18 protein-coding genes are annotated in these 22,005 nt (G+C 69.2%); 14 read left to right on the top strand and 4 right to left on the bottom strand.

Going from position 1 to position 22,005, the window contains the following annotated elements:
- Window positions 1-106 precede the first annotated feature (106 nt).
- Both E6N53_RS13330 and rbcL read left to right on the top strand, forming a co-directional pair.
- A complete protein-coding gene (locus E6N53_RS13330; protein WP_142860013.1) occupies window positions 107-907 on the top strand; it encodes an HAD-IIA family hydrolase in 801 nt (266 codons plus the stop codon).
- A 69-nt stretch (window positions 908-976) separates the two neighbouring features.
- Window positions 977-2,221: a type III ribulose-bisphosphate carboxylase gene (rbcL, locus tag E6N53_RS13335; RefSeq protein WP_142860015.1), complete on the top strand. Its 1,245-nt coding sequence runs from the start codon at window positions 977-979 to the stop codon at window positions 2,219-2,221.
- A gap of 7 nt (window positions 2,222-2,228) precedes the next feature.
- Here rbcL and E6N53_RS13340 read toward each other — a convergent pair whose 3' ends face one another.
- Window positions 2,229-2,870 carry a DsbA family oxidoreductase gene (locus E6N53_RS13340; RefSeq protein WP_142860017.1) on the bottom strand — a complete coding sequence of 214 codons (642 nt, stop codon included), beginning with the start codon at window positions 2,868-2,870 and terminating at the stop codon, window positions 2,229-2,231.
- Window positions 2,871-3,026: 156 nt separating this feature from the next.
- Here E6N53_RS13340 and mutS point away from each other — a divergent pair, with 156 nt between their 5' ends.
- The 6 genes from mutS (at window position 3,027) to E6N53_RS13370 (ending at window position 11,980) form a co-directional block, all read left to right on the top strand.
- Window positions 3,027-5,690 carry a DNA mismatch repair protein MutS gene (gene mutS / locus E6N53_RS13345; RefSeq protein ID WP_142860019.1) on the top strand — a complete coding sequence of 888 codons (2,664 nt, stop codon included), beginning with the start codon at window positions 3,027-3,029 and terminating at the stop codon, window positions 5,688-5,690.
- A gap of 109 nt (window positions 5,691-5,799) precedes the next feature.
- On the top strand, window positions 5,800-6,315 hold the full coding sequence (locus E6N53_RS13350) for an NUDIX domain-containing protein (protein WP_142860021.1): 516 nt from the start codon (window positions 5,800-5,802) through the stop codon (window positions 6,313-6,315).
- Entirely contained in the window at window positions 6,312-8,621 is a 2,310-nt protein-coding gene (gene mutL / locus E6N53_RS13355) for a DNA mismatch repair endonuclease MutL (RefSeq protein ID WP_236642364.1), read from the top strand. The genes E6N53_RS13350 and mutL overlap by 4 nt, the downstream gene beginning before the upstream one ends.
- Window positions 8,622-8,710: 89 nt before the next feature.
- Window positions 8,711-9,466, top strand: a complete 756-nt coding sequence (gene fer / locus E6N53_RS13360) for a ferredoxin Fer (RefSeq protein WP_136590592.1) — start codon at window positions 8,711-8,713, stop codon at window positions 9,464-9,466.
- A 52-nt stretch (window positions 9,467-9,518) separates the two neighbouring features.
- Complete coding sequence (gene kdgK1 / locus E6N53_RS13365; protein ID WP_142860023.1) at window positions 9,519-10,478, top strand: bifunctional 2-dehydro-3-deoxygluconokinase/2-dehydro-3-deoxygalactonokinase; 960 nt, start codon at window positions 9,519-9,521, stop codon at window positions 10,476-10,478.
- Between the two features lie 92 nt (window positions 10,479-10,570).
- Window positions 10,571-11,980, top strand: coding sequence for a dihydrolipoyl dehydrogenase family protein (locus tag E6N53_RS13370; protein ID WP_142860026.1), 1,410 nt, complete (start codon window positions 10,571-10,573; stop codon window positions 11,978-11,980).
- A gap of 3 nt (window positions 11,981-11,983) precedes the next feature.
- Here the strand turns inward: E6N53_RS13370 and E6N53_RS13375 are convergent, their stop codons facing one another.
- The 3 genes from E6N53_RS13375 to E6N53_RS13385 all read right to left on the bottom strand — a co-directional run bounded on the left by E6N53_RS13375 (window position 11,984) and on the right by E6N53_RS13385 (window position 14,410).
- On the bottom strand, window positions 11,984-12,388 hold the full coding sequence (locus tag E6N53_RS13375; RefSeq protein WP_142860437.1) for a phosphate-starvation-inducible PsiE family protein: 405 nt from the start codon (window positions 12,386-12,388) through the stop codon (window positions 11,984-11,986).
- A gap of 134 nt (window positions 12,389-12,522) precedes the next feature.
- On the bottom strand, window positions 12,523-13,956 hold the full coding sequence (locus tag E6N53_RS13380) for a hemolysin family protein (protein WP_142860028.1): 1,434 nt from the start codon (window positions 13,954-13,956) through the stop codon (window positions 12,523-12,525).
- A 193-nt stretch (window positions 13,957-14,149) separates the two neighbouring features.
- A complete protein-coding gene (locus E6N53_RS13385; protein ID WP_142860030.1) occupies window positions 14,150-14,410 on the bottom strand; it encodes a DUF7511 domain-containing protein in 261 nt (86 codons plus the stop codon).
- Window positions 14,411-14,608: 198 nt separating this feature from the next.
- Between E6N53_RS13385 and E6N53_RS13390 the strand changes: the two genes are divergently transcribed.
- From E6N53_RS13390 to E6N53_RS13415, 6 genes are all read left to right on the top strand, one after another.
- Window positions 14,609-15,502, top strand: a complete 894-nt coding sequence (locus E6N53_RS13390; RefSeq protein WP_236642366.1) for a CBS domain-containing protein — start codon at window positions 14,609-14,611, stop codon at window positions 15,500-15,502.
- A 172-nt stretch (window positions 15,503-15,674) separates the two neighbouring features.
- The gene (locus tag E6N53_RS13395; RefSeq protein WP_142860032.1) at window positions 15,675-16,376 is read left to right on the top strand and encodes an SDR family oxidoreductase; all 702 of its coding nucleotides are present in this window, start codon (window positions 15,675-15,677) and stop codon (window positions 16,374-16,376) included.
- Window positions 16,377-16,608: 232 nt separating this feature from the next.
- Window positions 16,609-16,980 carry a Cdc6/Cdc18 family protein gene (locus E6N53_RS13400; RefSeq protein ID WP_142860034.1) on the top strand — a complete coding sequence of 124 codons (372 nt, stop codon included), beginning with the start codon at window positions 16,609-16,611 and terminating at the stop codon, window positions 16,978-16,980.
- Window positions 16,981-17,031: 51 nt separating this feature from the next.
- Window positions 17,032-17,496 carry an Lrp/AsnC family transcriptional regulator gene (locus E6N53_RS13405; protein WP_136590599.1) on the top strand — a complete coding sequence of 155 codons (465 nt, stop codon included), beginning with the start codon at window positions 17,032-17,034 and terminating at the stop codon, window positions 17,494-17,496.
- A gap of 350 nt (window positions 17,497-17,846) precedes the next feature.
- On the top strand, window positions 17,847-19,340 hold the full coding sequence (locus E6N53_RS13410) for a proton-conducting transporter transmembrane domain-containing protein (protein ID WP_142860036.1): 1,494 nt from the start codon (window positions 17,847-17,849) through the stop codon (window positions 19,338-19,340).
- A complete protein-coding gene (locus tag E6N53_RS13415; protein ID WP_142860038.1) occupies window positions 19,330-21,825 on the top strand; it encodes a DUF2309 domain-containing protein in 2,496 nt (831 codons plus the stop codon). Before E6N53_RS13410 ends, E6N53_RS13415 begins: the two co-directional genes overlap by 11 nt.
- Window positions 21,826-22,005 lie beyond the last annotated feature (180 nt).

Raw genomic sequence — 22,005 nt, forward strand, 5'->3', positions numbered from 1 at the left:
GCGCACGCTTCGCCCCCGCACGGCCGAGTGTGTGTCGGGCGGGGCGGTCCCCGCGGTCGGCGGCGGAGCCCCCACACGTAATGGTCCCGGACCCATACCCCGCGGCATGGAGTCGAGATTCGCGGGTGCGCTCGTCGACATGGACGGGACGCTGTATCGCGGTGACACACCCATCGACGGGGCGGCGGAAGCGATCGACACCCTCCGCGAGGCCGGTGTCGAGGTCCAGTTCCTCACCAACAACCCGACGCGGTCGCCCGAGAACTACGTCGAGAAGCTGGCGGGGATGGGTATCGAGGCCGCCCCGGAGAACATCGTCACCGCGGGCGTCGTCACTGCCGACTACCTCGTCCGCGAATACGGGGACGAGCGCGTCTTCGTCGTCGGCGAACCGGACCTCGACGACGTGCTCACCGACGCGGGCCTCGCCGTCACCGACGACCCCGACGAGACGGAGGTGGTCGTCCTCTCGCTCGACACGGGCCTCGACCACGACCTCTTCGTTCGGACTCTGCGAGCCATCACACCCGAGACGCCAATCGTCGCGACGAACCCCGACCGCACCAAGCCCGGCACGGACGGCATCCTCCCCAGCGCGGGACTCGTCATCGGGGCCGTCGAGGGCATGACCGGCCGCGAACCCGACGTCGTCGCGGGCAAGCCCTCCGAGGTCGCCGCCCGGTTCGCGCTCGACCGCCTCGGTGTCCCCGCCGAGCGGTGTCTCCTCGTCGGCGACCGCCTCGACACCGACATCGAGATGGGTGCGCGGACCGGGATGACGACCGTCCTCGTCCGCACGGGCGTCACCGACGACGCGACGCTCGCGGCGTCAGCGGTCGAACCCGACGACGTCCTCGACTCCATCGCGGACATCGAGCGCGTGCTGGGGCGCGAACCGACGGAGTGAGCGCCCACCGTAGTCGAGGGAAACAACCCCACCGGTGGGTATTTACTTCGGCGTGCTGGACGAGAACACATGACAGGAATCACGTACGAGGACTTCCTCGACCTCGGGTACGAGCCGTCCGACAGCGACCTCGTCTGTGAGTTCCACGTCGAACCCGCGGCCGACATGGACATGGAGGCCGCCGCGTCCAGGGTGGCCTCCGAGAGTTCGAACGGGACGTGGGCCGAACTCAACGTCGAGGAGTTCGTCGACCTGAGCGCCACCGCCTGTGCCATCGACGGCTCCCGAGTGACGGTCGCGTACCCCACGGAACTGTTCGACCCGGGAAACATGCCGCAGGTGCTCTCCTGTATCGCGGGGAACATCATGGGGATGAAGGCCGTCGACCGGATCAGGCTCCTCGACTGCACGTGGCCCGCCGGACTCGCCAGGTCGTTCCCCGGCCCGCAGTTCGGGTCCGCGGTCCGACAGGAGGTCTTCGACGCGGGCGACCGGCCCATCCTCGCGACGGTGCCGAAGCCGAAGGTCGGCCTCCCCACGGACGAACACGTCCGCGTCGGCCGGGAGGCGTGGCTGGGCGGCATCGACCTCCTGAAGGACGACGAGAACCTCACCGACCAGTCGTTCAACCCCTTCGACGACCGTCTGACGGAGTCGCTGGCGGCGCGCGACGAGGCGGAGGAGGAGACGGGTGAGACGAAGTCGTACCTCGTCAACATCACGGACGAGACGTCGGCGATGCTCGAACGGGTGGACAGGGCGGCCGAGGAGGGCTGTGAGTACGTGATGGTCGACGTGGTGACGACCGGGTGGGGGGCCGTCCAGACCGTCCGCGACGCCTGTGAGAACCACGGCATCGCCATCCACGCCCACCGCGCGATGCACGCCGCGTTCGACCGCATCGAGGACCACGGCGTGTCGATGCGCGTCGTGGCCCAGGTCGCCCGGCTGTGCGGCGTCGACCAGATTCACACCGGAACCGCCGACCTGGGGAAACTCGCGAACGAGGACACCGTCGGCATCAACGAGTGGCTCTCTTCGGACCTGCACGGGCTGAACGACGTGCTTCCGGTGGCCTCCGGTGGGTTACATCCGGGGCTCGTCCCCGAACTCGTCTCGCGGGTGGGGACGAACGTCTGTATCCAGGCGGGCGGCGGCATCCACGGCCACCCCGGCGGCACCCACGACGGGGCGAAGGCGCTTCGACAGGCGACGGACGCGACGGTCGCCGGGGTTCCGCTCGACGAGTACGCGTCGGACCACCCCGAACTCGCCGTCGCGATGGAGAAGTGGGGGACGGAGACGCCGCGCTGAGGCGGGCTCAGACCCCGTCGACCAGTCGTTCGAGGTGTTCGGGGGGGACCGCACCGCGGGCGGCGTAGCCGTCGTACGCGAACGTCGGCACCCCGGTGACGCCCCGCTGCTGGGCGTCGGTGAACTGCTCGCGGACCGCGGCGTCGAGTTGCTCGTCCGAGAGCGCCGAGCGGACCTCCTCGCCGTCGACGCCGACCTCCTCGGCGAGTTCGACGAGCACCTCGGTGTCGCCGATGTCTCTCCCCTCGGTCCAGAGCGCCTCGAAGACCGCGACGTCGAAGTCGAGCCACGTCTCGTAGGGGTACTGCTCTTTGAGGTAGTACGAGACAGTCTGGGCGGGCAGGGAGTCGATGTCCGTGGCGAGTTCGAGCGTCATCTCCACGTCGTACTGCTCTTGGAGTCGTCGGACGTTCTCTTTCGCTTGCTCGAAGTAGTCGTCGTCCTTGCCGTCGTCGACCGAGTGGTCGATGCTCCCGTCGGAGGTGCGCTTCTGCGAGCGGAGGTCGAACGGTCGCCAGTCGATTTCCAGCGGTTCGTCGCGGGTCTCCTGGTACCGCCGGAGCGACTCCCTCCCCAAGTAACAGAACGGACAGACGTAGTCGGAGTAGACGGTGATGGTCGCTGCCGCGGTGTCCGCGTCGGAGCTCATACACGGCGGTGGGGGACGCACCCGCAAGAGCGTTGTCCGTTCGGGTGACGCTCACGCGGCGACGCCGCGTCTGGGACCTCTCGCCGGGGCCGTCGAGCGTCCGGGTCGAGAGCGACCCACAGCGTTTTAGCGGCCGAGCGCCGGACGTGTCTGTATATGCCGCAAGGGATCGTCGGAGAGTTTCTCTCGCTGAAGGAGGAGACGGACGCGGACCTGTTGGCGATGCAGTGCGGCGACTTCTACGAGTTCTTCGCCGACGACGCGGAGACGGTGGGACGGGAACTCGACCTGAAGGTCTCACAGAAGTCCTCACACGGCTCGTCGTACCCGATGGCGGGCGTCCCGCTCGACGACCTCACGCCCTACCTGAAGGCGCTCGTCGAGCGCGGCTACCGGGTCGCCGTCGCGGAGCAGTACGAGACCGCGGACGGCCACGCGCGTGAGGTGACGCGCGTGGTCACGCCCGGGACCCTGCTGGAGCCCTCCCGCGAGGACGCTCAGTACCTCGCGAGCGTCGTCCGCGACGACGAGACGTACGGCCTGGCCTTCGCGGACGTCACGACCGGCCAGTTCCTCGTGACGAGCGTCGAGGGTGCCGACGCGGCGCACTCGGAGGTGTACCGCTTCGACCCGGTCGAACTCCTCCCGGGTCCCGGCGTGCGGAGCGAGGACGCGTTCCTCCGGCGCGTCCGCGAGAGCGACGTGAACCTCACCACGTTCGAGACGGAGGCGTTCGCGCCCGGGCGGGCCCGCCACGCCCTCCGCGAGCAGTTCGGCGACGTCACAGCGAGCGTCGGCCTCGACGACGAGGTCGCGGTGCGGGCGGCCGGGGCCGTACTCGCGTACGTCACGGAGACGAACACCGCCGTGACGGCGTCGATGACGCGGCTGCGGACGTACGAACCGGCGGACCACCTGACGCTCGACGCGACGACACAGCGGAACCTCGAACTCACGGAGACGATGCACGGTGACCGGGCGGGGTCGCTCGTCGACACCATCGACCACACGGTGACGAGCGCCGGCGGCCGACTCCTGCGCGAGTGGGTGACGCGGCCGCGACGGGACCGAGACGAGCTCCGCCGGCGGCTGGACTGTGTCGAGGCCCTCGCCGCGCACGCCCTGGCCCGCGAACGCCTCCGGGACGCACTCGACGGTGCCTACGACCTCGAACGACTGGCCTCCGGGGCGGCAGGGGGGCGAGCCGACGCGTCGGACCTGCTCGCGATTCGAGACACGCTCGCGCTCGTGCCCTCGCTCGCAGCGGCCATCGAGGAGTCGCCGCTCGTCGACTCGCCGCTCGCCGCGGTGGTCGAGCGACCCGACCGCGAGGCCGCACGGGACCTCCACGCGGAGTTGACGGCCGCGCTCGCGGACGACCCGCCGAAGACGGTGCGGCAAGGAGAGCTGTTCCAGAGGGGATACGACGACGAACTGGACGACCTCATCGAACGCCACACCGAGATACGCGAGTGGCTCGACTCGCTCGCCGCCCGGGAGAAACGCGAACACGGCCTCAGTCACGTCACCGTCGACCGGAACCGGACGGACGGCTACTACATCCAGGTCGGGAAGTCGGTGGCCGACGCGGTGCCCGAACACTACCGGGAGATCAAGACGCTGAAGAACTCCAAGCGGTTCGTCACCGACGAACTCGAGGAGAAAGAGCGGACGGTGCTCAGGGTCGAGGAGGCCCGCGCCGACCTGGAGTACGACCTGTTCTGTGAGCTTCGGAGCCGGGTCGGGGACGCCGCCGAGTTGCTGCAGGACGTCGGGCGGGTGCTGGCAGAACTGGACGTACTGGCCTCGCTGGCGACGCACGCCGCCGGGCAGGACTGGACGCGTCCGACCCTCACGGAGCCGGGCCCACTCAGCATCGAGGCCGGGCGGCACCCGGTCGTCGAAGCGACGACGGAGTTCGTCCCGAACGACCTGTTCATCGACGAGGAGCGGAGCTTCCTCATCGTCACCGGCCCGAACATGTCGGGCAAGTCGACGTACATGCGACAGGCGGCGCTCATCACGCTCCTCGCACAGGTCGGGAGCTTCGTCCCCGCGCGAAGCGCCGAAGTCGGCGTCGTCGACGGCATCTTCACCCGGGTCGGCGCGCTCGACGAACTCGCCCAGGGCCGGTCGACGTTCATGGTGGAGATGCAGGAGCTATCGAACATCCTCCACTCGGCGACCGACGAGTCGCTCGTCATCCTCGACGAGGTGGGACGGGGAACGGCGACGTACGACGGAATCTCCATCGCGTGGGCCGCCACGGAGTATCTGCACAACGAGATTCGGGCGAAAACGCTGTTCGCGACCCACTACCACGAACTCACGTCGCTGGCCGAGCACCTCCCCCGGGTGGCGAACGTCCACGTCGCCGCCGAGGAGCGCGACGGCGACGTGACCTTCCTCCGAACCGTCGAAGAGGGTGCGACCGACCGCTCGTACGGCATTCACGTCGCCGACCTCGCGGGCGTGCCCGCCCCCGTCGTTTCGCGAGCGTCGGAGGTGCTCGACCGACTCCGCGACGAGAAGGCCATCGAGGCCAAGGGCGGGTCCGCCGAGCCCGTGCAGGCCGTCTTCGACCTGGGCAGCGGGAGCTTCACGGCCACCGCCGAGTCGAAGACGACCGAGCCGGCGGCGAACGGCGGCGCGGAGACGACGCCCGTGGCGGGTGCCGAGGTCGCCACGGAGCCGGGGACGGACCCCGCGACGGCGGACGTCCTGCGGGCGCTCCGCGAGACGAACGTGAACGAGACCTCCCCGGTCGAACTCATGGCGCGCGTCCAGGAGTGGCAAGAGCGGCTCGACGACGAGGGGTGACCGCCGCGAGACTCCGAGAGGCACTGGATTGATAAATGCCACTCCCGTCCGTTCACGCAATGAGCCAGACGCGACGGACGGCGCGGCGCAGGCGACGAGGGCCCCGATAATGGGCAAGAACATGTGGGCGAAGGTCGTCCAGCGCGGCATCCTCCTCCGCGAAGCGGACCAGCGCGAGGCGCTCGTCCTCCGGAACCCCGACGGGACGTGGGAGCTCCCCGGCGGGAAGGTCGAGTACGGCGAGACGGCGTTCGACAGCCTCGAGCGCGAAGTGCGCGAGGAGACGGGGCTGTCGGTGACGGCCGCAGAGCCCATCGAGACCACGGTCCGAAAGCTCAAGCGGAAGAAGAAACGCGGCAAGTTCGCCGTCGTCTACCGGTGTGCGTTCGAGGGCGAGACGGTCGAACTCAGCGACGAGCACGTCGGCTTCGCGTGGCGGGACGTGAGGGGACTCGCCGAGACGAACCTCAAGCAGGTCGACGAGTACCGGAGCCTACGGCGGGTGTTGACGGAGCCGAGCACCGAGCCGCGGTGGGAGCGGCCGGCAATCCACGCGGCCGGGTTCGGTCGACGCGGCGAGGTGACGAACGGCGAGGAGACGATGCGGGAGGCCGACGAGACGTGAGCGACGCGGACGACGGCGTGAGCGACGAAGCGACACCCGACCACGACATCCGCGCACTCGACGCACAGACGGTCCAGCGAATCGCGGCCGGTGAGGTAGTCGAGCGGCCCGCTTCGGTGGTGAAAGAACTCGTCGAGAACAGCCTCGACGCCGACGCCTCGCGCGTCTCGGTCGCCGTCGAGGGCGACGGGACGCGCGAGATTCGAGTCAGGGACGACGGCGTCGGGATGACGGAAGCGGCGCTCCGGACGGCCGTCGAGGAGCACACCACCTCCAAGATACGGGACATCGGCGACCTCGAAGCCGGGGTCGGCACCCTCGGCTTCCGCGGCGAGGCGCTCCACACCATCGGGGCCGTCTCGCGGCTGACCATCCGCTCGAAGCCGCGCGGCGGGACCAGAGGGACGGAACTCGTCTACGAGGGCGGCGCGGTCGACTCGGTGCGACCGGCCGGCTGTCCCGAGGGGACCGTCATCGAAGTGTGTGACCTCTTCTTCAACACCCCGGCGCGGCGCAAGTTCCTGAAGACCGAGGCGACGGAGTTCGACCACATCAACACCGTCGTCACGCAGTACGCGCTCGCCAACCCCGACGTGGCGGTGTCGCTCGAACACGACGACCGCGAGGTGTTCGCGACCGAAGGGCGCGGGAGCAGGGAGTCGGCCGTACTGTCGGTGTACGGACGGGCGGTCGCCGAGTCGATGACCGCGGTCGACAACGCGACGACCGGGGCGGGCGACTCGACGGCCCGGGTAGACGTCGAGGGCCTCGTCTCTGACCCCGAGACCACCCGGAGCACGCGGGAGTACCTCTCGACGTTCGTCAACGGGCGGTACGTGACGAGTTCGGTCCTGCGAGAGGCGGTCCTCGACGCCTACGGCGGGCAGTTGGCACCGGACCGCTACCCCTTCGCGGTGCTGTTCGTCGACGTTCCCCCCGAGACCGTCGACGTGAACGTCCACCCACGGAAGATGGAGGTGCGCTTCGACGACGAGGCGCAGGTCCGAGCGGCGGTCCGAGACAGCGTCGAGGCGGCGCTCATCGACTCGGGACTCGTCCGCTCGTCGGCCCCCCGCGGCCGGTCGAAGGCGGAGGAGACGGAGGTCCGGCCGGAATCACCCGACTCGGCAGCGGTCAGCGAGCCCGAACGGCGCGGGGGGCGGACCGACGGCCGCCGTTCGGATGCACGGGAGGAGTCTGTGACCGAGTCGCCACGTGAGTCCAGCGAAGACGGGACAGAACGAACCGAGGATTCCGGACCGGATGCAGCGACGAGTGACCGAGACGGCGCGGCGGCGGAAGTGACCACCGCAGCAGCCGGCGACGCTGCCGACGACACGCCGGCCGACGCGAACGACGAGCAGTCGGGACCGTGGCACCGACGAGAGGCGGTGAGCGATGCCCACGCGACGGCCGAGGCCGACGAGTCGAACGCGGGGGCCGGAGCGGAGTCGACCGAGGCGGCGGAGCAGGCCGACCTGCGGTCGGTGTCGACATCGTCGACGTCGAGTCAGTCCGAGCCGGAGCGCGTCGAGACCGGAGGCGACGACACCGGGGAGGGCGAGACCGACACCGGGCCCGGAGAGTCGACACGAGCCGCGTCGCCGGTGGCGGGAGGGGTGGTCGGCCCCGCGACGCAGCGGACGCTCTCCGGAGACGACGTCGACCTGGACAGGCAGTTCGACCGACTGCCGCGCCTGCAGGTCCTCGGGCAGTTACACGAGACGTACATCGTCGCCGCGAGCGAGGAGGGGCTCGTCCTCGTTGACCAGCACGCCGCGGACGAGCGGGTGCACTACGAGCGGTTGCGGGCCGAGTTGGAAGGTGACACGCCGACGCAGGCGCTGGCCACTCCGGTGGAACTCGAACTCACCGCGCGGGAGGCGGCGCTGTTCGACAGCTACCAGGAGGCGCTCGCGCAGGTCGGCTTCCACGCCGGCCGGGTCGACGAACGCGTCGTGGCGGTCCGGACCGTGCCGGCCGTCTTCGATGCGACGCTCGACCCCGACCGGCTCCGAGACGCGCTCACGGGGTTCGTGACCGACGAGGACGGCGGGGGTCGAGAGACCGTCGACGCGGCCGCCGAGGAACTCGTCGCCGACCTCGCGTGTTACCCGTCGGTCACCGGGAACACCTCGCTCACGGAGGGGAGCGTCGTCGACCTCCTGGAGGCGCTCGACGCCTGCGACAACCCCTACGCGTGTCCGCACGGCCGACCGACGGTCATCCGCATCGACCGCGAGGAGATCGAAGACCGGTTCGAGCGGGATTACCCGGGCCACGCAGGGCGGCGGCGCGAGGAGTGAGTCGGTGGCCGCGCGGGGAGTCGCCCCGGGGCGCGAGCGGCAGCGAACCGGCTGAAAACAGTTAATATCACGAGTTCGCTAGTGCCATCGTGGACAGCCCCTTCGACGTGCTCTCGATCGAACCAGACGCGAGCGAAGCGGAAATCGACCGGGCGTACCGCAAGCGCGTTCTGGAGACCCATCCCGACCAGGGCGGCTCGGCCGTGGAGTTCCAGCGCGTCAGGGCGGCGTACGAACAGGTCAAGTCCGGCGAACTGGTCGACCCCGAGGCCGAGTGGGAGGACCCCGCACCCCCGGCCTCGAACGGACACGACGACGGCTCCGAGGCCGAGGCGGCCGAATCGGCGGACGCGGCCGAATCGGAGGGGGCGGACGAGGCAGCCGGCGTCGACGGGGACGCGGACGCGGACGCGGACGTGGACGGGCGACGGGTCGAGTTCCTCAACTACGACGTCCTCTCGGACCACGGGTGGAGCCTCGACGACGACGACCTCTTCGAGAAGGCGTCGGCGGCGGACCTCGCGCCCGACGACTACGGGCGCGTCCTCGTCAGGCCACGGGAGTCACTCCTGGAGGCCGCCGAGGAGCGCGGCTTCACGTGGCCGTACTCGTGTCGCGGCGGGGCGTGTGCGAACTGTGCCGTCGCGGTCGTCGAGGGGGAGATGGAGATGCCGGCGGGACAGATTCTCACGCCGGAGTTCATCGACCAGGGCATCCGACTGTCGTGTATCAGCGCGCCGACCACCGACGAGGCGAAGGTCGTCTTCAACGTCAAACACCTGCCCGGGCTCGACGAACTCCGCCTCCCACCACGGCAGTTCGACCAGGCGCAGGCCAACGACTGACCCACGGGCGCAATCGCCCGGACTTTTGTACGGGAGCGTCGAAGCCGGGGGTATGACAGACCTCGTGACCTTCGGCGAGACGATGCTTCGACTCTCGCCGCCGCGCGGTGAGCGGCTCGAACGGACCCGTTCGTTCGACGTCCAGGCGGGCGGGGCCGAGAGCAACGTCGCCGTGGCGGCCTCGCTGCTCGGACTCGACTCGGTGTGGCTCTCGAAACTCCCCGACTCACCGCTCGGTCGGCGGGTCGTGCGCGAACTCCGCGGTCACGGCGTCCGGACCGGCGTCGTGTGGGACAAACGCGACGAGAAGCGCCTCGGGACCTACTACCTCGAACACGGCGGCGCGCCGCGCGGGACGGAGGTCATCTACGACCGGGCCGACGCCTCGGTGACGACGGCGACGCCCGAGGAGCTCGCGACGGGCGTCGTCGCGAACGCGGACACCTTCTACACCAGCGGCATCACCCCCGCACTCTCGGAGACGCTCCGAGAGACGACGGCCGCGCTGTTCGAGGTCGCGACGCAGGGCGGGACGACGACGGCGTTCGACCTGAACTACCGGTCGAAGCTGTGGTCGCCCACAGCGGCGAAGGAGACGTACGAGGCGCTCTTGCCCCACGTGGACGTGCTGTTCGCGGCCGAGCGCGACGCCCGCGAGGTCCTCGACCGCGACGGCGACGCGGTCCAGCTCGCACACGGCCTGGCGACGGAGTTCGGCTCCGACACGGTCGTCCTCACCCGCGGGGAGCAGGGCGCGCTGGGCATCCGCGGCGGCGAGGTGTACGAGCAGCCGGTGTTCGAGGCCGACACGTTCGACGCCATCGGCACGGGCGACGCCTTCGTCGGCGGCTTTCTCACCGCTCGGGCCGCGGGAGCCGACGTCGAGCGGTGTCTCACCTACGGCGCGGCGACGGCCTCGCTCAAACGGACCATCGACGGCGACCTCGCGCTGGTCACGCCCGCGGAGGTCGAGGCGGTCATCGCCGAGGACGGCGACAGTATCTCGCGGTAGACGGGGCGCGGGCGTCGCCGCGACGGCGCGGGTCGGCGTCCGAGACGCACGACCACCGCAACCACTTTCCTGCTCTCCGGCGGACTCGGGGTATGCACGTCGCGCTCATCGGTGCGTACGGGAGTGCCGGAACCGCCGTCGCCGGCCGCCTCGTCGACCACCTCGGGGACGAACTCTCGCGGCTGACGCTCGTCGACGATGGCGACCCCGGCGGGGGGCTCTGTATCCTCCGGGGCTGTATGCCGTCGAAGGAGGTCATCTCGGCCGCGGGCCACCGCTACAGCGCCCGCCACGACGACCGGCTGCGCGGGACGACACCGGAGTTGGACCTCGAACGAGTGGTCGAGACGAAGGACGGCCACGTCGAGAACTTCGCGCGCCACCGCCGGGCGGCCGTCCACGACATGGCCGAACGGGAGGGCGTCGAGTTCCGTCACGAGCGGGCGACGTTCGTCGACGACCGGACGCTCAGACTCGCCCCGAGCGGCGACGAACTCACCCCCGACTACGTCGTCGTCGCCACCGGGTCGACCATCAACGTCCCGGACCTGCCCGGCATCGACACGGTCGACCCGCTCACGAGCGCGGACGTCCTCGACGCCACCTCGCTGCCCGAGTCGGGCGTCGTCATGGGGTTCGGGTACATCGGGCTGGAGCTGGTGCCCTACCTGGCCGAAGCCGGCGTCGACCTCACCGTCGTCGAACACGACGCGCGCCCGCTGGACGAGGCCGACCCCGACTTCGGCGACGAGCTGCTCGACATCTACCGCGAGGAGTTCGATATCGAGGTGCTCACCCACGCGTACGAACAGCGGGTCGAGGCGACAGACGAGGGTGTCCGGATGCATCTCGAACACGACGGAGAGGCGGAGACGCGCGAGGCAGCGGCGCTCTTCGTCTTCACGGGGCGGCGGCCGGACGTGGACGGGCTCGGCCTAGAGAACACCGCCGTCGAGCCGGGACGAGGATGGGTCGACGACACGATGCAGGCGCGCGAGGACCCCCGGCTGTTCGTCGTCGGCGACGTGAACGGGAAAGAACCCATCCTCCACGTCGCCAAGGAACAGGGGTTCGTCGCGGCCGACAACATCCTTGCGCACGCGACGGGCACAGAGCTGGTCGAGTACCAGAACGTCCACCACCACGTCGTCTTCTCGGCGGCGGGCGTCTACCCCTACGTCCGCGTCGGCCACTCGGCGGCGTCTGCCACAGAAGCCGGAATCGACCACGTCACGGTCACGCGACGCGCCAGCGACGACGGCGTGTTCAAGACGAAGGCCGCCCCCCGGGGGCTGGCGACGCTCGTCGTCCGCGGCGACGGGACCGTGTTGGGGTATCAGGGGATGCACTATCACGCGGACGTGATGGCGAAGACGATGCAGTTCGCCGTCGAGATGGGGCTCGACGTCCACGAGGTCCCCGACCGGGCGTACCACCCCACGACCCCGGAAATCCTCGACGGACTGTTCCGCGAAGCGAAAGCCGAACTCGCAGAGCGGTAGTCACTAGAGCTCTGATTCGAGCGGTTCGATGTCGACCTGGCGGATGACGAAGAACGCGAGAATGAGCACAGCCAAGAGGAGCGTGAACGACCCCGCCGCGACGAAGGCGTCTTCGATGGAGGCGTACTCACCCGGACGGTAGCTGATGACCTTCCGGGCGATGGCGATGAGCGCCGCGTTGATGACGATGCGGATGACGGGCTCGTTCCGGCTGAAAGCGATTACGGTCTGGAACACCTCGACGATAATCAAGAGGAGGAGGACGGTGTCGATGAGGTCGATGACGGCGTTGGGGTCGGTGAATCGCCCCGAGACGAGCAGTTCGTACAGGGACAGTCCGAGGTCGAAGACGCCGATGGCAAACAGCGCCACCAGGAAGTACGCGGCCCCCATCTCTAGCCACCGCATCACGCGCTCTGACTGGATAGCGAACGACTCGATATCGAGCGGCACGGTCCGAGCGAGGGACCGAACCGTCCAAAGGGTTGTGGCAGCGCGCGGGACGAGGGCGGCCCGCCACGGTCGCAGCGTTCGTCGGGAGGTCAGCGTTCGTCGGCGTCAGGTGACACGTTCGACTGCGCCCCCGGGTCCGACGCTCTCTCCTCGGTCGCGCTCTCGTCACCGTCAGTTGTGGCCGCCGCGTCGTCGACGACCGGGCGGATGCGGACCCGGCGGATACGGTGACCGTCGACGCGCTCGACGTCAAGGGAGACGTCGTCGACGACGACGCTGTCGCCGACGTCGCCGATGCGGCCGAGTTCGGCGTTGATGAGCCCGGCGACGGTCTCGAACTCGCCCTCGGTGACGAGGTCGACGCCGAGGACGTCGTTCACCTCGCCCACGGTCACCTCGCCTTTGACCACGAGACCGTCCGTCGTGGGACGGATGAGCCGTTCCTCGCCCACCTCGAATATCTCCCCGACGATCTCCTCGAGGATGTCCTCGACGGTGAGAATCCCCTCGGTCTCGCCGAACTCGTCGCGGACGATGACCATCGTGACGCGTTCTTTCTGCATCTCGGCGAGGAGGTCGTCGATCTCGCGGCCCTCGGGGACCTGCAGGGTGGGGAGGAGGACGTCGTCGAGCGTGTCACCCTCGCGGCGGGCGCGCTCGGCGTCGCGGATGTCGGCAATCCCGACGACGTGGTCGAGCGTACCCTGGTAGACGGGGACCCGCGTGAGGCGGTTCGTCGCACACACTTCGATGACCTCGTCGAGGGGCGTCTCCACGTCGACGGCGACGAGGTTCACCCGTGGGACCATCACTTCCCGCGCGGTTGTCGAGCCGAGTTCGAAGACGCCCTCGACCATCTCGTGTTCGGTCTCCTCGATCGCGCCGACGCGCTCGCCCGTCTTCAGGAGTGCCTCGATCTCCTCGCGGGTGATGTAGGGGCGCTCGATGTCGCTGCCGCCGCCGGTGAACCGGTTGAGTCCGCGGGAGACGACGTCGAAGAGGGAGACGAGCGGGAAGAGCAGGCGCTCGATGGTCCGGAGCGGGCCCGCGACGCGGAGCGCGAGGCGTTCGGCGTTGGCGACACCGTACGACTTGGGCGTAATCTCGCCGAAGACGAGGACGAGCGCGCTCATACCGAGCGTCGTCGCGACGACGGCGAGTTCGGGCGAGAGCGTCGCCGCCAGGAGGACCGAGGCGATACTCGCCATCGCGATGTTGACCATGTTGTTTCCGACGAGGATGGTGACGAGGAGTCGGTGCGGGTCCTCGCGAAGTCGCTGGAGCACCACGGCGCGCGGGTCGACCTCCTCGTCGGTTTCGAGGAGAGCCGAGAGGCGGTGCCGTTCCATCGAGAAGATGGCGATCTCGCTCCCGGAGAAGAACGCGGAGACGCCGAGGAGCACGACGATGGCGGCTGCGCCGAGGACGGCCGTGGTCGGGGTGAGGACCGTATCGGTCGCCGTCTGTGCGAGCGCACCGGCCGTCGACGCGCGCTCGACGACGAACGGCAAGGCGGCAGTCATGTGTGCTCCACCCGAGTGGGCTGTCGGCGCGGTTGTCGCCGGTGCCCCGTCCGGACGAGGCGAGAAAGACCCGGGGGGCAGTCACGTGTCCGACGGAGAGTCATAGCCGAGGATGGAGCGACGAGCGGTTAGTTCCTATGGGTGACGTGGGTTCGCGCGGGCGACGGCCGGCCGAGACGACGGAGCGGGCCGCTCACCGGTTCTCTTCGAGAGAGAGGTACGACCCTTCCTGTGCGGTCAGCCAGGCTGTCGTCCGCGGGAGGTCCTCCGAGGGGACCCGCGGGAAGATGGTACACTCGTCGGGCGCGTCGTCGTACTCCTCGACGTGACCGCAGAAGTGTCTCACAGTGTCGGCGTCAGCGTCCGGTTCGGGCCCGAGGTCGAGACCGAACGGGGCTGCGTCCCGACTCGCCCCCCCGGTGGAGCCGGCGTCGCAGTCGTTCGTGTCAGACATATACAGTATCCTCGGTCCAGATTTTATCCATGGTCGTTAATGTAGTTTTCCATCGACGGACCGGATTTCAGGGCGAAACCACGTGACAGAGTACCGAAAACCACGATCAGGACGACGCGACGCCTCCGGCGTGGGCGGGACGGCGAGCGACGGACACCGGCGGAACGCGTTAAGTGTCGCCGCAGCGAACAGACGTCCATGCCGCCAGCCGACGACGACCGTACGCGGGAGGAGCGACTCACCACGTTCGACGTCGCCGTCCGCGAGGTGATGCGGCGGGACGTCGAGACCGTCACGCCGGACGCCTCGGCGCGGACGCTGGTCCGACAGCTCCACGAGGCCGACGTCGGGTCCGTCCTCGTCGTCGACAGGACGGGCGCGCCGGTCGGTATCGTCACCGACTCGGACGTCCTCGCGCTCGTCGTCGCCGACAGCCCGCTCGACGAGACGACCGCTGCCGACTGTCTGTCCGCGCCGGTCGTGACGGTCGACGCCGAAGCCGGTATCGAGACGGCCGCCGAGGCCCTCCGCGAACACGGCATCGACCAGGTCCCCGTTCTCGACGACGGTGCGCTCGCCGGCGTCGTCTCGGTCCGGGAGCTCTCGTACTATCTGCCGGGACTGTCGCTGTCGGACGTGACAACGCGAAGCGGCGGGGAGTACGCGTACGAGGACCGCGCCGCGCCTGGCATCGACGTCGGCGACGTCGCCCGGTTCTCGAAGCGGCTCGGCGACGGCGACGTCCGGGCGTTCGCCCGCGCGAGCGGCGACGAGAACCCGCTGCACCTCGACGCCGAGTACGCCGAGACGACCCGATTCGGACACCGAATCGCCCACGGCGTCCTCACGCTCGGTGTCGTGAGCGCCGCGCTCGCCCGGTTGCCCGGGCTCGTCATCTACCTCTCACAGAGCGTCCGGTTCGTCGGCCCGGTCGCGGTCGGGGACCGCGTGACCGCCGTCTGTGAGGTGGTCGACGCCCTCGGCGGGGGCCGGTTCCGGCTCCACACGACCGTGTACGACGACGACGGCGAGCAGGTCATCGAGGGCGAGGCCGTCGTCTTAGTCGAGCCCGACGAGGAAGCGCGCGCGTGAGAGGCCACAACTGTCGTTCCGTGTCCCGTCACGCTCTCGGAACGTTGCGGCGGGACACCAGTACTGGCGTACGGCACTGCCGACGACAGCGTCGGCACGGACAGAGGACCCACACCGAGACGGAACCACGCGCCGACGCATCTTTTATGTCGTCTCCGACCACGGATGAGGTATGTCAGTCGAGTACGATTTCGAGGGGCAGGTAGTACTGGTGACCGGAGCGGGCGGAGCACTCGGCGGGGGCGTCGTCGAGGCGTTCACCGCCGGCGGGGCGACCGTCGCCGCCGCGGACCTGCTGGAGCCGGACGAGGTCGACCTCCCCGACGGGGCGACGTACTACCAGGGAGACTTCACCGACGAAGAGGCAGTCGCCGACACCGTCGAACGCGTGGTCGACGCACACGGCGGCATCGACGCGCTCGTCAACGTCGCCGGGACCTGGCGCGGCGGGAGTCCCGTCGACGAGACGGACGTCGAACTGTTCGACTTCCTCTTCGACGTCAACCTCAAGACCATGTTCCTCGCGTCGAAACACGCGCTGTCTCACCTGCGGGAGTCCGACGGAGGAGCGATCGTCTCCGTCTCCGCGCGGTCGTCGCTCGAAGGAGGAACGGGCGACAGCGTCTACCGCGCGACGAAGGCCGGCGTCCGACTCATCACCGAGAGCATCGCCGAAGAGAACCGTGGCGAGGTGCGCGCGAACGCCATCATGCCGAGCGTCATCGACACCCCGGCGAACCGCGAGATGATGCCCGACGCCGACCACGACTCGTGGCCGACGCCCGCGGAGATCGCCGAGGTCATCTGCTTCCTCTGTAGCGACGCCTCTGGGGTGACGAGCGGGGCCGCCGTACCGGTGTACGGCGAGGCCTGAGTTCGCCCAGTCCCGGGGGCCGCCTCCGCAGTGTCACTCGGGAAGCGGACCGCTCGTTGTGCGCGATGAAGAGGCTGATAGCCGGCACTGATTCGGTCACACGGTGTGGTGCCGGACAGCCGCGGCCACCGTGTGTCGACGGTCAGGTCACGGCACAGGGTGGCCGCGGCTCCGTATTTGAGCGTTCGCCCGAACCCACAATCGTTTTGTCACGTCTAGTTGACGTGAGTGTATGAGCGAACTCACCGACGTCGAAGCGACGACACTCACGCATCGGGTGGTGCTGCTCGGAATCGCCGAGTTGGGCGGGAGCGACGCGGTCCCCGCACACGCGGGCGAGGTCGTGAGCGTCTGTATCGACAACCTCGGCGACGTCGACGGCGACGTCGTCGGACGGCTCTCGGAAGCCGACGTCGCCCGCGCGCTCAACGAACTCGAAGACACCGGACTGGTCGACCGCGCCGACGTCGGCGACACGTCCGCCGTCGGGAAGGGTCGCCCCGCGTACGTCCTCGCGATGGAGAGCGAGGCGCTGTGTGAGGCGCTCGAAGACGACGACCGGCTGACGTCGCTCGTCGACCACGTCGAGGCGGTCTGTCACTGAGACCCGCACGTCAGCGACATCCCTTTGGGTGCGATGGCACAACTGTGAGCCATGCGAGACGACGAGATCGACGACGTCGACCGGGCGATCCTCCACGCGCTGCAGGAGGACGCGCGGAACCTCTCTTCGGACGAGATCGCCGACCGAGCCGGTATCGCGGGGAGTACGGTTCGGAAGCGCATCAAACGCCTCGAGTCGAACGGCATCATCAAGGGGTACAGCGCCGACGTCGACTACGGGAAGTCGGGCTACCCCCTCCGGATGCTCCTGTTCTGTACGGCCTCGATTCCCGAGCGCGGTGAACGCATCCCCGACATCCTGGCCGTCGACGGCGTCGTCTCGGTCCAGGAGCTGGTCACCGGCGAGCGAAACCTGCTCGTGACCGCCGTGGGAGAGTCCGACGACGACATCACGCCGATCGCACAGGAGCTGCTGGATATGGGACTGACGGTCGCCGACGAGGTCCTCGTCCGAAGCCACGAGTCGACACCGTTCGGCGAGTTCGCTCCCGAGTGACGCGCGCCGCCGGCCAGGTGCGCCGTTCGACCCGCGAGAGGGGTCGCTCTTCGAGTACAACGCGACTCTAGCCTTCACCGTCCGACAGACGCGTCACAGCCGGTTCAGCTGGACTTCTCGTCCACACAGCCGCATCTGTCCGGGGAGGCCGTCTATCCGGTTGGAGTGTCTCTCCGTCGAACGAGAACGTAGGACAGAATAGTCCTAAATGATTTTTCAAAGAACGATTTGTTCGATTAGAGAGTTTTATTAGGCATTACGTTCCATAGAGAGGTAGCGTCGGCGAATCCGGACGCCCGGAGAACCGTGCGGAGGTCTCTCGGCGGCGTCGCCCGACGGTAGCTCGAACGATGAAAGGACCGAACCATACGCGGCTGGTGGGACAGCTCCCGACCGAGACGACGGAATCGACGACTGTGGTGCCGGCGGTGTTCACGCGACTCGTCTGGGTGCTCTGGCTACTGAGCACGGGTCTGCTCGCCGCTCGACTCACCGCCGGTGGCCCGTGGGACGTCGCCGGCGTGTTCGTCGTCGACGGCCTGACCCTCCTGATGTGGGTGGTCGTCACGTTCTTCAGCGGCATCGTCCACAGCTACTCGCGCCGGTACATGGCCGGGAGCCGGGACCTCACCCGGTTCTTCACGCGTGTGTTCGCGTTCACGCTGGCAGTGATGGTGCTGGTCGCAGCCGACCACGTCGTCGTGTTCGCGGCCGCGTGGCTGGCGATGGGGCTGGTGATGGCCGACCTCATCGGATACGCCCGTGACTGGCCGCAGGCGCAGGCCGCAGCGACGGTCGCACGCCGGTACTTCCTGGCGAGCACTGGCCTGCTCGTCGTCGCCGTCGCGGTGCTGTGGAACACGACCGGTGCGGTGACCGTCTCCGGTCTCGCGACGGCAGTCGACGGGGGCGCGTCGACCACGGTGTTGGTCGCGGCCGTGGCGCTCGTCCTCGCGGCGATGGTCCAGTCCGCGCTGTTGCCGTTTCACACCTGGCTGCTCTCCTCGATGACGGCACCGACGCCGGCGTCGGCGCTGATGCACGCCGGCTTCGTCAACGCGGGCGGCATCCTGCTGGTGCGGTTCGGCCCCGTGGTGACCGTCGACCCGACCCTGCTGCTGCTCGTGGTCGTCGTTGGGGCGGCGAGCGCCCTGGGCGGAAAACTCGCGAAATCCGTTCAGTCAGACGTCAAGCGCCAACTCGGCTGCTCGACGGTCGGGCAGATGGGGTTCATGATTATGCAGGTCGGCCTCGGCTTCTTCGGCGCCGCGATTACCCACCTCATCCTCCACGGGTTCTACAAGGCCTACCTGTTCCTCTCCTCGGGTGAGCAGGTGAGCCGGACCGCGCCGGCCGCGTCCAGGTCGGGGTCGGAGACTCCCGGCCTGGTCGGCACCGCAGTCGTCCTGTCGACGGCACTCGTCGGCGGGGCGCTGTTCGCGATTCTCACGGGCAAGGGCACGAGCCTCGACAGCGGCGTGTTACTGGCGCTGCTCGTCGTGTTGATGACCCTGCAGGCGGCCCGGACCGTCGTCGGGCGCACCGCGCTCCCGGCGACCGTCCGCTACGGCGCGGTGCCGCTCGTCTTCCTTCCCGCCATCGCGGTGTACGCGGCGGTGTACACCGCGGTCACGCGGCTGCTGGCCGACCTCGCCATCGTCACCGCACCGCTACCGCTGAGCGTTCCCGTCGGTGTCGTCGTCGCCGCGTTCGTCGTCACCTACGTGGTCACCGAGACCGGCCGTTACCAGCACAGCCAGCGGCTGTACGTCGCGCTCTTGAACGCGACGCAGCCACCGAAGCGTACCCTGCTGACGAAGACGGAGGAGTACAATGAGTACTGAGACGGAGATCCACGACAGCATCGAACGGGCGGCAACGAGTGTCGGCCCGGTGTGGCCGCTGCACTCGTTCGTGACCGCCAACCCGCTCGCCGGGTTCGAATCGCGCCCCTTCCACGAGGCCGTTCGGATGGGCGGACGGCTGTTCGGTGGGCACGGCTACCCCAGCGCGGACGTGTTCCGTCGCGCCTGGGAGAGCGGCCAGATCGACCCCGACATCCTGGCGGCCGAGTTGGCCGACCACGGGTACACGAACGACCCCGACGCGCTCTTGACGCGGATGGCGTCGGCAGAGGCAGAGGCAGAGGCGGAGGCGGAGGCGGAGGACGGAGCGGACGACGAACGGGACGAGACCCCCGAGGACCGCGTCGACCAGGTGCTGACGAAGTGGCTGGCCGCGTTCCTCGACGAGGGACAGGCCGACTGGCCGATGCCGAACCGCGAGCAGGGGTTCTACCACGCCGTCCGGACACTCGCCCGCTACGACGGCGAGCTGCCGGACCGGGCCGCGTTCGGCTCCCTCCCCGACGACCCCGTCGACGCGCTCGAACGGCTGCTGTCGGACCATCCGAAAGCGGAGTGGGAGCACGTCTTCGAGTACCACCTCGCCGCCCTTCCCGGATGGACGGGGCTGGTCAGACAACGTGTCGCGAACGGCGGCGCGTGGCAGTCCAGCTATCCGATAACCCTGGCGGGGTATCTGGCCGTCCGCCTGGCGCTAGCAGACGGGTTCGGTTCGCCGCTCGCCCCACCGGAGGGCGCAGACACCGAGGCCACCGCCCGCGCTGCGGTCGACAGCGCCAGTGACGAGGGCGACGACGGGGACGACACCGTCCCGCTCCCCGAGGTCTGGCTCACGGCGTGGGAGACGACCTATCGGGAGGAGCTGGTCGCGGCGGTGACCGACGAGGCCGAGGCGGACACCGAGGACGCCGACAGGCCGGCCGCACAGTTGGTGTTCTGTATCGACACGCGGTCGGAGGTCATCCGCCGGCACGTCGAGGCAGCCGGGCCGTACGAGACCCACGGCTACGCCGGCTTCTTCGGTATCCCGATGCAGTACAAAGGGTACGACGCCGACGTTGCCGTCGACGCGTGTCCGCCAATCGTCGACGCGACGCATCGAATCACGAACCGCCCCGCCGGAGACGCCGCCTGTACGCGGGACGACTACGAGGGCTGGCGGCGCCTCCGTGAGGCGGGCCGGAAGGCGTTGAAGGACCTGACGTCGAACGCCGTGACCGCGTTCAGCTTCGTCGAGAGCGCGGGCGCGGGCTACGGCGCGGCGCTGGCCGCCCGGACACTGCTGCCCGCTCGCGTCGCCGACGCGCTCGAAGCCGCCGACCGGGCACCGGGCGAACACGAGTTCTGCGAACCCTCCGTCGCGTACAACCCGGACGCCCACGGGCCGCTGCGGGAGGGCCTCACGGTCGACGAGCAGGTCGAGTACGCCGCCACCGCCTTCGAACTGATGGGCTGGACGGAGTTCGCCCGCGTCGTCGTCTTCACCGGCCACGCCAGCGAGACGGCGAACAATCCGTTCGAGTCGAGCCTCGACTGCGGCGCCTGCGCCGGCAACCCCGGCGGGCCGAACGCCCGCGTGCTCGCGGCCATCTGTAACGACGAGGCGGTCAGAGAGGCCCTCCGCGACCGCGGGTTCGACATCCCCGCTGACACCGTCTTCGTCGCCGGCGAGCACAACACGACGACGGACGAGGTCACCCTCTACGACCGGAGCGTTCCCCAGAGTCACGAGGCCGATATCGAACGGCTCCGCGAGTCGCTCGCGACGGCGCGCACGGCGGCGGCGGCAGAACGGATGGGGTCGGCGGACGATGACCCCTCCACCGGCGTCCGCGAGACGGAGCGCCGCGCCGCCGACTGGGCGGAGACCCGCCCCGAGTGGGGTCTGGCCGGCAACGCGTCCTTCGTGGTCGGCCCGCGTGACCTCACCGCCGACCTACACCTCGACGGACGGTCGTTCCTCCACTCGTACGACCCCGCCGAAGACCAGGGCGGAGCCGCGCTGGAGTCGATCATGACCGGTCCGATGGTCGTGACGCAGTGGATCAACACCCAGTACTACTTCGCGAGCGTCGACAACGCGGTGTACGGCAGCGGGTCGAAGGTGACGCAGAACCCCGTCGGCAACGTCGGCGTCTATCAGGGCAACGGCGGCGACCTGATGACCGGCCTCCCGCTCCAGTCGTTGCTGGCGGCGGACGACGTCCCGTATCACCAGCCACTGCGGCTGTCGGTCGTGCTCTACGCGCCGGTCGACCGGGTGACCGAGGTGCTCGACCGTCACGCGCACCTCGCCGGACTGGCAGCCAACGGCTGGCTGTCGCTGACGGTCGTCGACCCCGAACAGGACGACAGAGCGTTCCACTACGACGGTGAGCTGTCCTGGGTCGCGCGGGAGCCGGCTCGGGCGGCGGTCGAGACCGAGCCAGCGCCGACGAAGCCGCGCCCGGTCGCCGACGACTGACGAGTGACGACGGACGGTTCGGCGGTCGGAAGAGCGCGAGGCCGGGGGAAGACGAGAAGGGGGGAGGGGCTGGGGTCGCGATTCGATCGGGCCTGTGGGGTTCGAACCGGTTCCAGACGTGTTCGTTCACTGCGTTCGCCGCGCGCGACTGGCAGGGCTCGAACCTCCAGCGGTGCAGCA

Source organism: Salinigranum halophilum, assembly GCF_007004735.1.
Taxonomy (GTDB): Archaea; Halobacteriota; Halobacteria; order Halobacteriales; family Haloferacaceae; genus Salinigranum; species Salinigranum halophilum.

What these genes read in the sequence shown, in the direction of transcription:
- E6N53_RS13330 (WP_142860013.1), top strand. Translation starts at nt 107, where the DNA reads ATGGAGTCGAGATTCGCGGGTGCGCTCGTCGACATGGACGGGACGCTG.
- rbcL (WP_142860015.1), top strand. Translation starts at nt 977, where the DNA reads ATGACAGGAATCACGTACGAGGACTTCCTCGACCTCGGGTACGAGCCG.
- E6N53_RS13340 (WP_142860017.1), bottom strand. Translation starts at nt 2,870, where the DNA reads ATGAGCTCCGACGCGGACACCGCGGCAGCGACCATCACCGTCTACTCC.
- mutS (WP_142860019.1), top strand. Translation starts at nt 3,027, where the DNA reads ATGCCGCAAGGGATCGTCGGAGAGTTTCTCTCGCTGAAGGAGGAGACG.
- E6N53_RS13350 (WP_142860021.1), top strand. Translation starts at nt 5,800, where the DNA reads ATGGGCAAGAACATGTGGGCGAAGGTCGTCCAGCGCGGCATCCTCCTC.
- kdgK1 (WP_142860023.1), top strand. Translation starts at nt 9,519, where the DNA reads ATGACAGACCTCGTGACCTTCGGCGAGACGATGCTTCGACTCTCGCCG.
- E6N53_RS13370 (WP_142860026.1), top strand. Translation starts at nt 10,571, where the DNA reads ATGCACGTCGCGCTCATCGGTGCGTACGGGAGTGCCGGAACCGCCGTC.
- E6N53_RS13375 (WP_142860437.1), bottom strand. Translation starts at nt 12,388, where the DNA reads ATGCGGTGGCTAGAGATGGGGGCCGCGTACTTCCTGGTGGCGCTGTTT.
- E6N53_RS13380 (WP_142860028.1), bottom strand. Translation starts at nt 13,956, where the DNA reads ATGACTGCCGCCTTGCCGTTCGTCGTCGAGCGCGCGTCGACGGCCGGT.
- E6N53_RS13385 (WP_142860030.1), bottom strand. Translation starts at nt 14,410, where the DNA reads ATGTCTGACACGAACGACTGCGACGCCGGCTCCACCGGGGGGGCGAGT.
- E6N53_RS13390 (WP_236642366.1), top strand. Translation starts at nt 14,609, where the DNA reads ATGCCGCCAGCCGACGACGACCGTACGCGGGAGGAGCGACTCACCACG.
- E6N53_RS13395 (WP_142860032.1), top strand. Translation starts at nt 15,675, where the DNA reads ATGTCAGTCGAGTACGATTTCGAGGGGCAGGTAGTACTGGTGACCGGA.
- E6N53_RS13400 (WP_142860034.1), top strand. Translation starts at nt 16,609, where the DNA reads ATGAGCGAACTCACCGACGTCGAAGCGACGACACTCACGCATCGGGTG.
- E6N53_RS13405 (WP_136590599.1), top strand. Translation starts at nt 17,032, where the DNA reads ATGCGAGACGACGAGATCGACGACGTCGACCGGGCGATCCTCCACGCG.
- E6N53_RS13410 (WP_142860036.1), top strand. Translation starts at nt 17,847, where the DNA reads ATGAAAGGACCGAACCATACGCGGCTGGTGGGACAGCTCCCGACCGAG.
- E6N53_RS13415 (WP_142860038.1), top strand. Translation starts at nt 19,330, where the DNA reads ATGAGTACTGAGACGGAGATCCACGACAGCATCGAACGGGCGGCAACG.